This window comes from Zwartia lucis (assembly GCF_965234455.1).
Lineage (GTDB): Bacteria > Pseudomonadota > Gammaproteobacteria > Burkholderiales > Burkholderiaceae_B > Zwartia > Zwartia lucis.
This window is the reverse complement of sequence record NZ_OZ248476.1, coordinates 134,384-147,466: the sequence shown is the minus strand read 5'-3', so window position 1 is coordinate 147,466 and position 13,083 is coordinate 134,384. Positions and strand designations below refer to the sequence as shown.

General features: G+C 53.8%; 15 protein-coding genes and 2 tRNA genes. 11 read left to right on the top strand and 6 right to left on the bottom strand.

All coding sequences use genetic code 11. The features are described 5' to 3' along the window. The first annotated feature begins 17 nt into the window (after positions 1-17). The gene (locus AC8GE9_RS16290) at positions 18-602 is read left to right on the top strand and encodes an outer membrane protein assembly factor BamE (protein ID WP_506678216.1); all 585 of its coding nucleotides are present in this window, start codon (positions 18-20) and stop codon (positions 600-602) included. A gap of 24 nt (positions 603-626) precedes the next feature. Continuing rightward, positions 627-1,418, top strand: a complete 792-nt coding sequence (gene dapB / locus AC8GE9_RS16285; RefSeq protein ID WP_506678215.1) for a 4-hydroxy-tetrahydrodipicolinate reductase — start codon at positions 627-629, stop codon at positions 1,416-1,418. Here dapB and murB read toward each other — a convergent pair. Further along, a complete protein-coding gene (murB, locus tag AC8GE9_RS16280; protein ID WP_506678214.1) occupies positions 1,415-2,479 on the bottom strand; it encodes a UDP-N-acetylmuramate dehydrogenase in 1,065 nt (354 codons plus the stop codon). The two genes, dapB and murB, sit on opposite strands and share 4 nt — an antisense overlap. 64 nt (positions 2,480-2,543) lie before the next feature. On the opposite strand from murB, the gene AC8GE9_RS16275 reads away from it, so the two are divergent. Beyond that, a tRNA-Gly gene (locus AC8GE9_RS16275) sits at positions 2,544-2,619 on the top strand. Between the two features lie 62 nt (positions 2,620-2,681). On the opposite strand, the gene AC8GE9_RS16270 is transcribed toward AC8GE9_RS16275, so the two are convergent. Then, positions 2,682-3,665: a Bug family tripartite tricarboxylate transporter substrate binding protein gene (locus AC8GE9_RS16270; RefSeq protein WP_506678213.1), complete on the bottom strand. Its 984-nt coding sequence runs from the start codon at positions 3,663-3,665 to the stop codon at positions 2,682-2,684. A 177-nt stretch (positions 3,666-3,842) separates the two neighbouring features. Here AC8GE9_RS16270 and AC8GE9_RS16265 point away from each other — a divergent pair. The 7 genes from AC8GE9_RS16265 to AC8GE9_RS16235 all read left to right on the top strand — a co-directional run bounded on the left by AC8GE9_RS16265 (position 3,843) and on the right by AC8GE9_RS16235 (position 9,104). Beyond that, a tRNA-Cys gene (locus tag AC8GE9_RS16265) sits at positions 3,843-3,916 on the top strand. 42 nt (positions 3,917-3,958) lie between these two features. Continuing rightward, positions 3,959-5,218: an MFS transporter gene (locus tag AC8GE9_RS16260; RefSeq protein WP_506678212.1), complete on the top strand. Its 1,260-nt coding sequence runs from the start codon at positions 3,959-3,961 to the stop codon at positions 5,216-5,218. After that, positions 5,199-5,888, top strand: coding sequence for a DUF2946 family protein (locus AC8GE9_RS16255; RefSeq protein ID WP_506678211.1), 690 nt, complete (start codon positions 5,199-5,201; stop codon positions 5,886-5,888). Before AC8GE9_RS16260 ends, AC8GE9_RS16255 begins: the two co-directional genes overlap by 20 nt. After that, positions 5,885-6,463, top strand: coding sequence for an NUDIX hydrolase (locus tag AC8GE9_RS16250; protein WP_506678210.1), 579 nt, complete (start codon positions 5,885-5,887; stop codon positions 6,461-6,463). Before AC8GE9_RS16255 ends, AC8GE9_RS16250 begins: the two co-directional genes overlap by 4 nt. Positions 6,464-6,495: 32 nt before the next feature. Continuing rightward, positions 6,496-7,251 (top strand): leucyl/phenylalanyl-tRNA--protein transferase, encoded by a 756-nt coding sequence (gene aat, locus AC8GE9_RS16245; protein WP_506678278.1) that lies wholly within the window; start codon positions 6,496-6,498, stop codon positions 7,249-7,251. A gap of 45 nt (positions 7,252-7,296) precedes the next feature. Next, positions 7,297-8,019 (top strand): arginyltransferase, encoded by a 723-nt coding sequence (locus tag AC8GE9_RS16240; protein WP_506678209.1) that lies wholly within the window; start codon positions 7,297-7,299, stop codon positions 8,017-8,019. 35 nt (positions 8,020-8,054) lie between these two features. Next, a complete protein-coding gene (locus AC8GE9_RS16235; protein ID WP_506678208.1) occupies positions 8,055-9,104 on the top strand; it encodes a quinone-dependent dihydroorotate dehydrogenase in 1,050 nt (349 codons plus the stop codon). Between the two features lie 101 nt (positions 9,105-9,205). Here AC8GE9_RS16235 and phaP read toward each other — a convergent pair whose 3' ends face one another. The 4 genes from phaP to AC8GE9_RS16215 form a co-directional block, all read right to left on the bottom strand. Then, entirely contained in the window at positions 9,206-9,781 is a 576-nt protein-coding gene (phaP, locus tag AC8GE9_RS16230; protein WP_506678207.1) for a TIGR01841 family phasin, read from the bottom strand. 179 nt (positions 9,782-9,960) lie between these two features. Beyond that, a complete protein-coding gene (locus tag AC8GE9_RS16225; RefSeq protein WP_506678277.1) occupies positions 9,961-10,716 on the bottom strand; it encodes an IclR family transcriptional regulator in 756 nt (251 codons plus the stop codon). 156 nt (positions 10,717-10,872) lie between these two features. After that, a complete protein-coding gene (locus tag AC8GE9_RS16220) occupies positions 10,873-11,685 on the bottom strand; it encodes a competence/damage-inducible protein A (protein ID WP_506678206.1) in 813 nt (270 codons plus the stop codon). A gap of 86 nt (positions 11,686-11,771) precedes the next feature. Next, positions 11,772-12,578 (bottom strand): EI24 domain-containing protein, encoded by an 807-nt coding sequence (locus AC8GE9_RS16215; protein ID WP_506678205.1) that lies wholly within the window; start codon positions 12,576-12,578, stop codon positions 11,772-11,774. Positions 12,579-12,680: 102 nt separating this feature from the next. Here AC8GE9_RS16215 and AC8GE9_RS16210 point away from each other — a divergent pair, with 102 nt between their 5' ends. Further along, positions 12,681-13,067 carry a thioredoxin family protein gene (locus tag AC8GE9_RS16210; protein WP_506678204.1) on the top strand — a complete coding sequence of 129 codons (387 nt, stop codon included), beginning with the start codon at positions 12,681-12,683 and terminating at the stop codon, positions 13,065-13,067. Positions 13,068-13,083 lie beyond the last annotated feature (16 nt).

The window sequence follows — 13,083 nt, the reverse complement described above, 5'->3', positions numbered from 1 at the left end:
CCCCTTAGAGGTTCGCAGTGTTCAAGCTCAGCCCAACCACCTCTCCTTTGCGCTCCAGTCTGACTGTGATCGCCCTCACTGTGGGACTTTTCGTGCTTTCGGGCTGCTCCTCCAACCAATGGGGATTTCCCTACAAGGTCGGGGTCCAGCAAGGAAATTGGATTACCAAAGATCAAGTCGCTCTCCTTCGTCCCGGCATGACCCGAGAACAAGTGCGCTTCGCCCTTGGCACCCCGACGCTGACCAGCGCGCTGCATGCCAACCGCTGGGATTATCCTTATTACTACCGCTCCGGAAAAGGCAAGGTTGAAGAACGCGTCTTTACCGTCATGTTTGATGGCGGGCAGCTCGCCAGCTGGAAAGGCCACGAACAACCTGAGCTTCAGCCCTTCCAGATCGCCCGCGAAGAAGTCGGCATCTCCAAACGCGAAGCTGCCAAAGACGCACTCTTTAAAGAGCGTCAGGCTAATGATGCCGGCCTCGGCGCCCCCATTCAAATGGCGCCAGGTTTGAATTTAGGCCAGACCTTGGGTGACACTTCCATTGCCGACCCTGCTGCACTACCTGGCGCGCCAGATGATGCCCCAGCCCCGTTGCTTTAACGACTTTCAACCAAAGAGTTCATGATGCGAATTGCTATTGCCGGCGCGAGTGGTCGTATGGGTAAAATGCTCATCGAAGCAGTCTCCCAATCCACTGATTTACAACTGACTGTCGCCCTCGATATCGCAGGCGCGCCCATGCTGGGCCAGGATGCCTGTGCGTTTCTGGGCAAACCAAGCGGTGTCCTGATCACTGATCAGCTTGCCGCGATTAAAGATGCCGACTGTCTGATTGATTTCACCCGGCCTGAGGGCTCTCTCCAACATCTGGCTGCGTGCGTTGAGCACTCAGTCAATATGGTGATTGGCACGACCGGGTTTGATGAGACGGGTAAAGCCGACATCAAGCGGGCCGCCGAAAGCATCGGGATTGTGTTCGCACCCAATATGAGCGTAGGTGTTAATGCCACCCTGAAACTACTCGACATGGCTGCCCGCATCCTAAATTCGGGCTATGACGTCGAGGTCTTTGAGGCACACCACCGTCACAAAGTAGACGCCCCTTCGGGAACTGCCCTCAAAATGGGTGAAACGATCGCCCAAGCTTGGGGCAAATCCCTCGACGATATCGCGACCTGGACTCGACATGGTCATACAGGGCCACGTCAAACGGGCGAAATTGGTTTCTCCGTTGTGCGTGGTGGCGATATTGTGGGTGATCACACTGTCTTTTTCTGCGGGACGGGCGAACGCATCGAGATTTCACACCGTTCTAGTAGCCGTGCTGGCTATGCCGAGGGGAGTTTGCGCGCGGCCCGTTTCCTCGAGGGCAAACGCACAGGCCTGTTCGACATGCAGACCGTGTTGGGCCTTTAACTGCCGGGCACCACGACCGGTTCAATCTCAAGGTCTACCCCAAACTCTGCCTTGACGCTTGCGCGTACCTCATGCGCCAGCGCCATCAGCGCTGAGGCATGGGCACCACCGTAATTAACCAGCACGAGCGCTTGACGATCATGCACACCAACTGCGCCTAAACGTTTGCCTTTCCAACCGCAGCGCTCAATCAACCAACCGGCGGCGAGCTTGAAGGTCTGATCTGACTGCGGATAGGCGATCAGGGCTGGATATTTTTTCTTGAGCAACAGGTATTGGGTTTCCGAAACGACGGGGTTTTTAAAGAAGCTGCCCGCATTACACAGTACTGCCGGATCCGGTAACTTGGCTCGCCTAATTTCACAAACGGCCTGCAAAATCTGTTCGGCTTTGACGTGGGCAGGCTCCAGACGAGAAAGCACCGCGTGGTGTTTCAAATCTGGATAACTCAAGACGGGCACCCATTTCTTGGGCAGTAAAAAGCGTACCGACACAATCAACCATGTCCCGAGCATATCGCGTTTAAAAATACTATCCCGGTAGGCGAAACCACAAGAATCCTTGGAAAGCGTCACGAGCCTGCCCTCAGGAATATGCCAAGCGGTGACCGACTCAATACGATCTTGGAGCTCAACGCCATAGGCGCCAATATTTTGCACAGGAGCCGCGCCAACGGTGCCCGGGATGAGCGCCAAGTTTTCAAGCCCAGACCAACCGTTTTTCGTCGCGATCTCAACCCAATCGTGCCAGTTTTCGCCTGCGGCGACATCGATTCGCCATGCGGTCTGATCAGACCGCTCGACAAGCGTGATTCCTTTGAGCGCGACACGTACCACCGGGCGATCGAGCTCCGCGGGCAATACGACGTTACTTCCTCCCCCTAGCACCAAGATAACGCCGGCCTTGCGCGCGCACACTGTGACCTCAGGCAATTGGTCTTGGGACGAGAGCGTCAACACCTGCTTGGCCTCGCAGGTCAAACCTAGCGTATTGAACCGGGTCAATGACATGCTTTGCAAAGAAGGGGCGCAATCAGACGAGGGAAGGGGCGGATTTGACATGCAGGCGGGTAGTTGTGATATAGTTTTGGTCTTCGCACAAAACAACGTTTTTTGTGAAGACCAAGCGGGAGTAGCTCAGTTGGTAGAGCGCAACCTTGCCAAGGTTGAGGTCGCGAGTTCGAGCCTCGTCTCCCGCTCCAAATTCGGCAAAAAAAGCCTGACACAATTTATTTGCGTCAGGCTTTTTTCTTAGCTGCATAGATCAATCAAGCTTAGCACCAGATTTTTTGACGACATCCGCCCAGAGCTTAATCTCGCCATCAACAAACTTCCCAAACTGTGCACCCGTCAGATCAGGGAACTCAGCGCCATTTGTTGCCCAAACCTTAACAATCGTGTCGTCTTTTGACGCCTTTTTGATTTCGTCAATCAGCTTGGCCTGTACAGCAGGTGGAGTGCCCTTGGGCGCCCAGATCGCGTACCACGTGCTGACGGAGTAATCAGGAAAACCGAGTTCGGTTGCGCTTGGTACATCAGGAATCGCAGGATTGCGTGAGGCACCCGCCACCATCAAAGGCTTGATTCGGCCAGACTTGATGTGCGCAGACGAAGAACCTAAACCGTCAAACATCATATCGACATCACCTGCTATCAAACCCTGCAAAGCCGGGCCTGCGCCACGATAGGGAATGTGTGCGATATCGGTCTTGGACTGGATTTTGAACAACTCGCCTGCGAGGTGGTGAGAAGTACCGCTACCCGCCGAGCCATAGTTCATCTTGCCTGGGTTGGCATTGACCTGATTCATAAAGGCCTTAAAGTCGCCCGGAACTTTTTGGGGATTGACGACTAGCACTTGTGGCACGCGCGCGACGACCGCGATCGGCACAAAATCTTTTTGGAGATCGTAGTCAAGCTTGGGGTACATCGATGGCGCGATTGAGTGATGCACGGCACCCACTAAGAGTGTGTAACCGTCAGGTGCCGCCTTCGCCGCAATGCCTGCACCGAGGGTACCGCCTGCGCCACCACGATTGTCGATGATCACTTGTTTGCCAAGCGATTTGCTCAACACGGCTGCCAGTGGACGCGCAAAGGCGTCTGTACCGCCGCCTGGTGGGAATGGCACCACTAGGGTCACTGGTTTAGCGGGCCAATCGGTCTGCGCGTAGACGCCCATTGCCGACAGCGCTAAGGCGCACGCGCCTACTTGCATCAGTATCCGACGCTTAATGATTGTTTTCATGGATGTCTCCAAATGATTAAATGAACAATGGAACCTTTAGAACCGATGTGCAGGAGACGCCATGCGTTTGCATCACGCGGCCACAAGCAGCAAACTATAGTATGAGTATAGTTTGTTGTGGCGTCTATTAAAAAGCGCTTTTGTAGTATGATCTACGGTTGCGTAAAGCTTCGTGTTGGCGCAATGGCAGAGTGGTTATGCAGCGGATTGCAAATCCGTGTAGCTCGGTTCGATTCCGGGTTGCGCCTCCAACACCTCACACATTGACTAGTGCATGGTCTGGCTAGCGCCACATGAATCAAGCCCTTCCCCCCTCGACGCAGCACCAGACTCCAGTGGGCTTTGCCGCTTTTAGGATCGTACTGGTCTTTGCCTGTGGATATTTTCTTTCCTATGTCTTGCGCTCGGTCAATGCCGCGATTGCCCCTCTGCTTGCGGACGATCTCCAGCTCTCGCCGGGAGAGCTCGGGTGGTTGACCTCCGCCTTTTTTTTGGGATTCAGCGCGGTGCAGATTCCTGTGGGCATCTGGCTAGACCGACATGGCGCCCGTCGCACCGAATCTTTACTGCTCTTGGTCGCGGCCTTCGGCGCCGTCTTGATGGCCACCAGCGAGGCACTTTGGCTGCTTTCGGTCGGTCGGATGCTGATTGGTATCGGTGTTTCTGCCTGCCTCATGGCTGCGTACTCTTATTTTCGTCGTTGCTTTCCCGCTGAACTACAGCCCCGGTTGGTGATGTACATGTTGATTGCCGGCACCTCCGGAGCCTTGATGGCCAGCCAACCTGCCTTGATCTTGGCAGAGTGGATCGGTTGGCGCGACTCGTTTGGTTTAATCGCAGGGTTACTGGTGTTGAGTTCGCTAACTATTTTTTTGTTTGCGGGCGACCTGGATCGTCAGCTGGCGCCGACTGTCACCGCACACCATCGCGAGGGTGACTTTTTCACCCTCTGTAAACACCCCTTGATGATTCAGGCGATTCCGCCGACGATTTTTATCGTCGGCGGCTTTGTTGCGCTGCAAACCCTTTGGGCCGGACCTTGGTTTACCGGTGTACTCGGGATGACGCCCGACCAAGCCAGCCAAACCTTGCTTTATCTCAATGCGACCGTCCTGCTAGCGTATATCCTGATGGGCTCGATTAGCCCCTGGTTGATTAAAAAAGGGGTCGTACTGCTCACGCAATCGGTCTGCGCGTTGATTTGGATCCCCGTGTGTTTCGCCATCATCGTTTTCTGGCAAGGCAGCCTTTCCTGGATCGTTTGGCTGATCTTGGTACTCATGGTTCCGGCGATGTTTTTGCTGCAGACCCAAATGGCGCTCGCTTTTCCCAAACACATCGCGGGTCGGATACTGACCACCTATAACCTGATGGTTTTTGTGGGTTCTTTCGCCGTGCAGTGGGGCTTTGGCTTGCTGACTGATTTATTTCAAGGCTTTGGCTACGACTCGTCTCAGGCGCTGACTGGCGCGATGGGCATTCTAGTCATTCTTCAGTTTGCCAGCCTCTTCTGGTTTCTAGCGAGAAAACCTGATGGATCAGTCCGTACTTGATGCAGTCAAACGCTGGCCTAATGTGCCCGTGGTCTATGGATGGCTCTCTTTAACAGCCCGCGGGGAATGGAAACTGCACCCGCTTGGGGACGCTCAACTTGGGGGGGCAGGTCAAGGCATCACCAACACTCAAATCCTCGGCTTTATTGGTCGCAACTATGCAAGCCAAGCCAATGGCTCTTGGTATTTCCAAAATGGTCCGCAGTGCGTCTATGTGCGCCTCGATGCCGCCCCGCTGATCCTGCATATCGACCCCTCGGCTCAAGCGATCACCACGCATAATGGCATCACGATCCAACAAATCTCCCATTGGTATTGCGACGAGACCGGTCAACTGTTCGCGCAGACAAACGTCGGCCCCGCTCGAGTCGATGACCGTGACCTACACCTCATCGCCGAAATACTGCGCAGTGCGGACAGGCGTTCACTCTTTGATTGGTTTGCGCTTTTTGAACAAGCGCAAGAACAATCTCTCAAGGGAAATGAGGTATGCGTGAGTTTGACACATATCCTGCTCTCGGATCCTGACAAGCAATACGCTGCCTTGACCGAACCCGCAGCGCTGAGCTTTATCAAAGCCGCTGAAATCCCTATGGCGCTGCACTTTATTCCTAACCCGGGTCCGAGCTTGATCAATTCCGACGCTCTTAGTCGTAAAATAACGCCATGAGCCACGATCCAAGCTTTTACTTTCCCGCACCACGAGCACAGAAGTTCTGCAGTCAATGCGGCACTCCAAATACCAATCGTTTACTCGAGGGGGATAACCGCAAGCGTGACGTCTGCGAACACTGTGGCGCGGTGCACTACCAAAACCCCCGTTTAGTCGTGGGGACCCTCCCTGTCTGGGGCGACAAAGTTTTACTTTGCCTTCGTGCGATTGAGCCACGCGCCAACACGTGGACACTACCAGCCGGCTTTATGGAGCTCGGTGAAAGTATGGCCCAAGGCGCAATGCGCGAAACGCAAGAAGAAGCGGGCGCCAATATCACTCTCGGCAAACTCTATACCGCTATCGACATTCCGCAAGTAGATCAGGTCCATGTTTATTTTCTGGCCGAAGCCTTGGGTCCCGAGCTCGACCCCGGTCCAGAAACTCTCGAAGCGCGTTGGTATGGGCTCGATGAAATTCCTTGGGACAACCTCGCCTTTCGCTCCGTATCGACCACACTCAAACACTATATTCATGATCGGTCGCATGGGCACTTCGAGATGCACCACTACTCGCTCGCGATTAATCGTTAGCCGCTTTCGCGAATGTTGACGCGGGCAACATGTTGAACCTGATCTGGCTAGAGATCGACACCCCTTTCCCACCTGTCGCGCGCGCGCTGAAGGACCCCCCTGGCTTGCTCGCCGCGGGCGGTGATCTGTCGATTCCACGTTTGCGCGCAGCCTACTCGCAAGGCATTTTCCCCTGGTACTCCCAAGACGAACCCCCTTTATGGTGGTCACCCGATCCTCGCATGGTTTTAAAGTGCGACGATCTCCACGTTTCGCACTCGCTAAAAAAGCGTCTGCGCCAAATCGCCCGAGCGCAAGCCGCAGGCGATTTCAGTATCGCCGTGACGGTGGACACCGCTTTTGGCTCGGTCATTCGTTCTTGTGCCAGGTCGGCGCTCGATGGTCAGCCAGGCACCTGGATCACCCAAGAAATGCAGCTTGCTTATGAGGCCTGGCATGTGGTGGGACAAGCGCACAGCATTGAAACCTGGATCAATGGCGAGCTCATAGGCGGTCTTTATGGTGTGAGTCTGGGTCGGATGTTTTATGGCGAATCGATGTTTAGTCGCGCCAATGACGCCTCCAAAATTGCCTTTGTCCACTTAGTCGCCTTTTTAAAGCAACGAGATGTCACCTGGATTGATTGTCAAATGAAAACGGATCATCTGGGCTCACTCGGTGCAAAGCTCGTGCCGCGCGAGGAGTTTCTTGAACATGTACGGGCGAGCGTTCTCCAACCAAGCCTTGTCTGGCATCCAGGCGTCTTGGATCAACAAGGGGGATTGCACCCGCTGCCGGCAGATTTGTAATATTCTCAACACCATGTTTGTGTATGTTGAACCCGAGTGTCAGGCATGAGCCAAATCAAGGAACTCCCCTTTGCGACGTTGCAGTTTTATGCCACGGCACCCTACCCTTGTAGTTATCTACCCGGGCGACAGGCGCGCTCTCAGGTGGCGGCCCCGGGCAATCTGATCCATTCCGATACCTATTCGCAGCTGATCGATCAAGGCTTCCGTCGCAGCGGACTGTTTACGTATCGGCCGCATTGCGATGACTGTAAAGCGTGCACCCCTGTGCGTGTCAATGTTGAGCAGTTTGAGCCCACGCGCACTCAAAAGCGCGCGCTCAAGCAACACAAAGACCTCAGACCTCTGGTCGCTGAGCTCGCTTGGTCTGAAGAACATTACGCGCTTTACAAACGCTACCAAGCCCAACGTCATCCTCAAGGTGGCATGGATGATGACAGTCGTCAACAGTATGGCGAGTTTCTGCTTGCGAGCAGAGTCAATACGCGGCTGGTCGAGTTCCGTAATCAAGACGGCGCACTCCAAATGGTGTCGATTATTGATGTATTGGAGCAAGGCTTGTCCTCGGTCTACACCTTTTATGAGCCTGAGACACGGGGCAGCTTGGGCACCTACGGCATTCTTTGGCAGATCAATCAATGTCGACAACTCAACTTGCCTTGGCTGTATCTGGGATATTGGATCGAAAACAGTGAAAAGATGGCTTATAAAGCGCTTTTCAAGCCTTCTGAATACCTACTAGACGGTCAGTGGCAAACAGCCCGCTAAAATAGCGTCACCACATCGCCAAGGCACTGAGTCAAATGTCCTTTTTATTTCAAGCCTACCCTCTCGCTCGCCACGCGCTTTTCGCACTGGATGCCGAAACCGCGCACGAAGCAACGCTCAGTGCGTTACAACGCGCTTACGATTGCTCTCTCACACGCGGTTTGATGCATAGTCAGGTGTCGGTTCCCACCACACTCATGGGTCTGCGCTTACAAAATCCTGTTGGTTTAGCAGCAGGTCTTGATAAAAATGGCGCACATATCGACGCGATGGGTAACCTCGGGTTTGGCTTTATCGAGGTCGGAACCGTGACACCACGCGCCCAACCTGGCAATCCAAAACCGCGCATGTTTAGACTGCCGGAGTCCGAGGCGCTGATCAACCGGTTGGGCTTTAACAACCAAGGGCTCGAGGCATTTTTAGCGAACGTTCAGCGCAGCACTTGGCGTAGTCGCGGCGGCATCATCGGTCTCAATATTGGAAAAAATGCCGACACACCCATTGAGCAAGCCGCAGACGACTACCTGATCGGCTTGTCGGGCGTTTATCCACATGCCGACTACATCACGGTCAATATTTCCTCGCCCAACACGAAAAATCTGCGTGCTTTGCAAGGCGAGCATGAACTTGATCAGTTGCTATCCCAGCTTGCTACACGGCGCTTGGCCCTTGCCGAGCAACATCAAAAGCAGGTTCCGCTCGCCGTCAAAATCGCTCCCGATCTGACCGAAGAACAAATAGACATCATCGCTGAGGTCCTGCCACGTCATGGTATCGATGGGGTCATCGCGACGAACACCACTCTGGCCCGTGAGTCGGTGCAAGGACAAAAGTATGCCGACGAAGCGGGTGGTCTATCAGGCGCCCCGTTGCATGCCCGATCTCTCGAAGTCATTGCTCGCCTGCGTGCAAAACTGGGATCGGATTTCGCCATCATCGGCGTAGGCGGCATCATGTCTGGCAAGCATGCAGTTGAAAAAATGGCGGCGGGTGCTAATGCCGTTCAGCTCTACACAGGGTTGATTTATCGTGGCCCAAGCCTAGTCGGCGAATGCGCGAAAGAAATTGCTCGCCAACATCGATAAAACCCTATTCAGCCACTCAAACAAAAAGACCGCCCTGTTGAAATATTGGGCGGTCTTTTTGTTTAGACACTCCTCAAGAGCGTCTAGGATCAGAGCGAGACTTAAGCAGCGCGGCGACCACGTGTTGCTGACTTGGCGACTTCGACAGCCTCACCAGCCGCTTTCATGGTGGCGCTTGTTGCGGCAGCCAGATTCTTTTCAGCGACTTCGGCAGCCTGCTTGGCGGCTTTAGTCATTGAATCAAAGGCAGTGTTTGCCTGAGCCAAACCGCTTTTGAGCATTGCAACGGCGCTTTCCGAGCCTGCTGGTGCATTTTTGGTCAGCTGCTCAATCGCATCCTGCATGTGTTTCTGGCCTTCGGCGAGATGGGCTTCGCCAAGCTTGGCCAAATCTGACTGCACGGAGCTCACGATGTCATACACATGCTTGCCGTAAGCCATCGCTTTTTCTGCGTTAGGTTGAACCAAGCTCGAGGTCATCGCGACAGCTTCTTGAGCATCTTTGACGCCAGCGACTTGTTGTGATTTTTCCGACACTTCGTCGAGGGTGGCTTTAATGGCCTTGAGGTTTAGATCGACGAGCTTTTCAAAGCCGCCAAATACTGAACCCTGAATGGAAACCAGCGCTTCGATCGCGGCTTTCTGGCTGTTTAAAACTTGCTGAGGAATTGCGGACATCGTGTTCTCCTGGAGGGTTGGGGGAGCACAAATTGCTCCATCAATTGCTACGTTGTGGGCTGCAGGGCATCGTAGATATTGCTACAAATTCTTTGCTGCACTGCACAAGACTCTATTGTAGGCCTCAAAAACTGAGTGTCAACACTTTTTTGTTGCGTTGCACCAAAAAACCACACAGTTCAGGTCGCAAGGCTCGCGTCGTAGCCCAGCGCTTCGGAAATTTTGCCCGCGGTCGCGACAAGTTGCGTTATCCAAGCATCCTCTAGGCGACCAGAGGGAGCGGAAATCGATAAACCCGCCACAAGTTTGCCTGTGTCGTCATAAATCCCGGCCGCAATACAACGAACGCCAAGCTCGAGCTCCTCGTTATCGCGGGCATAACCATGCTGTCGCACCAGTGATAACTCGCGCTCTAGTGCCTCGAGAACGGTGATGCTATTAGCCGTGCTTCCCGCCAATTGCGTGCGCGCCGCGTATGCGCGTACTTGCCGGGTATCGACGGCGGAAAGAAACAGTTTGCCTGTGGAGGTCAGATGTAGTGGCGCCCGCCCACCGATCGCGCGCACAACCTGCATGCCCGAGCGTTCACTCCAAGCACGATCAATATAGACAATTTCATCACTCTGCTGGACCGATAGATTCACAGTTTGATCGGTCAATTTGTGAAGGGCTTGCATCGCGTCGATCGCGGCTTCACGCACGTTGAGCCGGCCTTTGACCAGCGAACCCAGTTCGAGTAACCGCATTCCAAGTTGATACAAACCACTGTCAACGCGGTCAACATAGCGCCCAAGCACGAGATCATTCAAAATACGATGTGCAGTCGAGGCATGAAGTCCCGTCGCTTTGGACAAGTCCTTGAGGGCCACAGGATCGGGTTGTGCCGCCAAGGCATCCAGCAGCGCCGTCGCGCGCTCGAGTACCTGAATCGCCATCCCCAAGCCGCCATTGGCTTGGGAGGACGCCACCGAAGGGTGAGCTAAAGACACCTGCAGTGAAGACAATTGCGGCCGTGTGGAACGTGAGGAATTCATTGAAGGTACTCTCTATTGCAATGCAACAGAAAATATTTTATCCCATATTATGAAAAATCACTGCACGGGGGGATCGAAGCGAGCACCAAGGCGTAGCGCCTCGGCTCTGAGGAACTCAAGTGCCTGAGCACTGGCCACAGGCTCGCCTTTGACACCCAGTTCGATGTGTGGAACGCCACCGCCATCTCCTACAGAAGGCAAGCTAAAGGCACGCACGCCAGGCCACTTTTGCTCGAGTGCTTCGAGAGCCGGGGTAATGCGTGACTCGGGCATGCTGTAGACGATAAAGGAGTACTCGGTACGCTCTTCCTTGTTGTGCAGGTGCGCATATCGCGCATCAAGCGTCGCTTCGAGCATCGGCCAGGCCATCACAGGGAAACCGGGTACGAAGGTATGGTTTTGAATAAAAAATCCAGGTATCCGATTGAAAGGATTCACGACGGCTTCGCAACCCTCTGGAAAGTAACCCATCTGCAAACGCTGCACATTTTCTGGTGCCGTCATATCGGCCGTTCCTTGGCCTTTTGCGGCATTTTCTATACAGCGAAGCGTAATTTGCTCTTGGGCAAACGGATGCAGTGCCAAGGGTCGGCCGAGTGCAGCCGCGGCTGCCTGACGCGTATGGTCATCGGGCGTGGCGCCAATGCCGCCACAACAAAACACAATGTCATTGCCGGCGAAGCTACGCTTGAGTGCCTCAGTCAACGCCGCGCGATCATCAGAAAGGATTTCAACCCAGGATAGTTGCAGGCCGCGTGCCGCAAGCAACTCAACGACTTTGGGAAAGTGCTTGTCTTGGCGGCGGCCAGACAAAATTTCATCGCCGACGACAATTAAACCGAATCGGGCTTTGGCTTGAGAGACTGACATATGCAATCCATTAAAAAATCAAATCAGTAATTCAACATTTCAGCACAAAATGTCTTGGTCATTACGACCAACAGGCATTTAATTGCTTAAATATCGAGGGTTCTTTCTGAGCGCAATCGCTGCAAAGCATCCAAGCCGTAATGGGTATAAACCAAACCAGAAAAGACGGGCAGGAAAATCCACGCGGGTGGAATCAAATTCATGAGAGCGCACACCATGCCAATGGTCCAAAAGCCTGTGCTTTGGCGCTTGATGAGGAGCAAACGTTCTTGCGACGTTGCGTGCTCTACGATCGCATCGATCCGCATGATGCGAGAAAAGGCAAATGTCCACCAAAGAAGCGACACCAATAGACCAAGCGGCGGAAATAACCAAAAGGGCAAGGTCAACACCCACCCCAGAACAAAAACCACGCTGACCCAGACGGCATTCCAGACGCTCACGACCAGCGTATTTTGCCCTTGCAACGCTAGCCCTGGAAAATGCTGACGCGAAACGTGCGTCACCACCATTGGCATGACAAAAATTGCCGCAACGGTCAGCCCCAAAATACCCGAGATCGGCAGAAGTACAATCGCTACGGCAAACGGCACGAGCCAAGCCTTGATCGCGGAGAGCGAAAACAAACCCACCGACACCATCCACTCATTGGTCGCGATGAGCATCGTTGACTGACTCAGCTGTTGATTGAGCCAGTCCGTCAACGGGCCAAGCGCTAACACGAGTAACAAGATCGCCCCGACAAGCATGATCAAAAACGGCAACAAAAGCGCAAATAGCATACGCGGATGAAACTGCGAGAGGATAGCCCGCCAAAATGCCGGACCAACACCCGCCAAGCCAGTGGAGATCTCGCGATGAGTTGGGGTCTGAGAAACTGAATACTGCGGCATGGCATGCCTCCACTAAAAGGCTGAAGTGCGTTCAATCAATACAGTCAATTGAAAGCTAACGAATCCCGGCTATCATAGACAATCATTTTGCCTTGTGCCGATATGACTTGTTTTTTTCCTGACACCCCCGCGCTCACCCAACGACTCGCCTGCGGCGAAATCACGCTGGTGATGTGTTTTTGTGCGGCATGGTGCGACACTTGCAAAGAATACCAACCCAAGTTCGAGAGTTTGTCAGCGCAATATCCCGACGTATGCTTTATATGGGTAGATATCGAAGAGCACCCAGAACTATTAGGCGACGAAGATGTTGAAAACTTTCCCACAGTCGCCATCATTGACAAGACTGAAGTGCGTTTCATGGGTACGATTTTGCCGCACATTGAACATCTGGATCGCTTGATCACTGCCATGCGTGCGCCCGGAAAACCTCAACCGACGGCTTTGCCCGAAACGCTTTTGACAATGCTCAAAGGCGCAAGGCGTTAGTTCGCGGATGGGACGT